At 73.4% G+C, this 1,842-nt stretch carries 1 protein-coding gene; it reads left to right on the top strand.

The features are described from left to right. Positions 1 to 180: 180 nt before the first annotated feature. Positions 181 to 1,842, top strand: a 1,662-nt coding sequence (locus AC27IO_RS23695; RefSeq protein WP_498741109.1) for an ATP-binding protein, incomplete at its 3' end; no start/stop codon positions are given.

The following is a 1,842-nucleotide window of genomic DNA, read 5'->3' as shown; positions in this document are numbered from 1 at the left end:
CCCGCTGCTGGACGTGCTGCTCGATTACGACGTGATGGCCCCGCGCATCCTCGACGGCGCCCTGGCCGACGTGCTGGCGCGCGAGCGCAGCGAGGCCGCCGCCACGCCGGGCGCTGCAACGCCCGCCACGGACCCCACCCCGGCGCCCGCCGCCTGACCGACGACGAACCCCGCGCCCCCATGTTCCACCTGCAAACCCTCGAACTCGTCCACTGGGACTACTGCCAGCGCGTGGCCCTGCCGCTCGATGCGTCCATCATCACCATCGCCGGGCCCAACGGCTCGGGCAAGACCACGCTGCTCGATGCCATGCGCACCCTGCTGGGCCTGCGCTGCTCGGCCCCGCGCGACTACCGCACCTACGCGCGCCACGCCGGCGCGCAGACCGCCTGGCTGCGCGCCGTGGTGGACAACCGGCCCCAGGGCCGCCAGACCTCCAGCCGCCCCTTCGCGCGGCGCCTGCTGTACGGCGACCAGGTCACGCTGGCCTGCCGCATCGACCGCAACGGCGGCGACTGGCAGCGCCGCTACTGCCTGCTCGACGGCGACGTGGGCATCGAACAACTGCGCGACACGCCCGAGAAAGACCTCGGGTTCATGGGCGTGGAGGCCTGGGGCCGCGTGCTGGGCGCGGCGGGCCTGTCGCCCGCCATCGCCCGCGTGCTCTCGCTGGAGCAGGGCCAGACCGACCGCCTGTGCGAATTCAGCCCGCGCGAGCTGCTGCGCCTGGTGTTCGACGTGTTCGGCGACCAGCAGGTGCTCGATGCCTACGACCAGGCGCGCGAGCACCAGCAGCAACTCGTGCGCGAGATGGCCCAGGCCGAGCGCGAGCTCGACCACGGCCGCGCGCAGCTGGCCGAGCTGCAAAACCGCGTGGCCAGCTACCAGAGCTGGCAGTTCAAGGTGGCCGAGCGCGAGCGCCTGGCCACCGAGGTGCTGCCCGTGCTGGCCTGGCATGGCGAGCGCGAGGCCCTGGCCAGGCAGGCGCGCGAACTGCGCCGCCAAAAGACCCAGCACCGCAGCGCCCTGGCCGACCAAGCCGTGCAGAACAAGCGCCTGCTCACGCTGATCGAAGAAAGCGCCCGCGCCCAGTCCGACGCCACCCGGCTGCTGGCCGAGCGCGACGAGGCCCGCGCCGCGCTGGACGACGCCACGCGCCACGAATCGCCGCTGGAGCAGCTCGCCAAGCGCGAGCAGGAGCTGCTGGCGCTGGTGGACAAGGGCAGCAACGCCGACGAGCTGCAGGCCCACCTGGCCCGGCTGCAGGCCGAAGAGGCCCAGGCGCAGGACGAGCGATCGGCCCTGCAGCAGCGGCGCAAGCTCGCGCAGCAGGCCCTCCAGGCCCTGGAAGGCCAGCACCTGCCCCCGCTGCCGCACGAGGTGCAGCAGTTCCGCAAGCGCCTGGTGGCCCAGGGCATCGGCCACCGGTTCGTGGCCGAGGTGGTCGAGGTGGCCGACGAGCAATGGCGCGCCGCCATCGAAGGCGTGCTGCGCGGCCACCGCTGGGTGGTGCTGCTGGACAAGGAGAGCGACCTGGCCGAGGCCTACGAGATCGGCGAGCGCGAGCGCTACCGCCACTACCTCGTCGGCCCGGGCGAGAAGGCTCTGAAGGGCGATCCCGGCACGCTGCTGTCCCATGTGCGCTTCACCGCGCCCGTGCCGCGCTGGCTGGTGCAGCAGATGCAGCAATTGCGCTGCGTGGCCGATCCGCGCGAGGGCAAGCGCCTGGGCGGCACCTGGATCACGCCGCAGGCCTACATGCACGACGGGCGCGGCGCCCGGTCCATGTGGGTGGAGCCGCGCGAGCACCAGTTCGGCGCCGCCGCCGTGCACGCCCGCCGC

This window comes from Acidovorax sp. KNOB132 (assembly GCF_057541515.1).
Note: the sequence above shows the minus strand (reverse complement) of the source record. Positions and strands in the feature narration are given on the sequence as shown.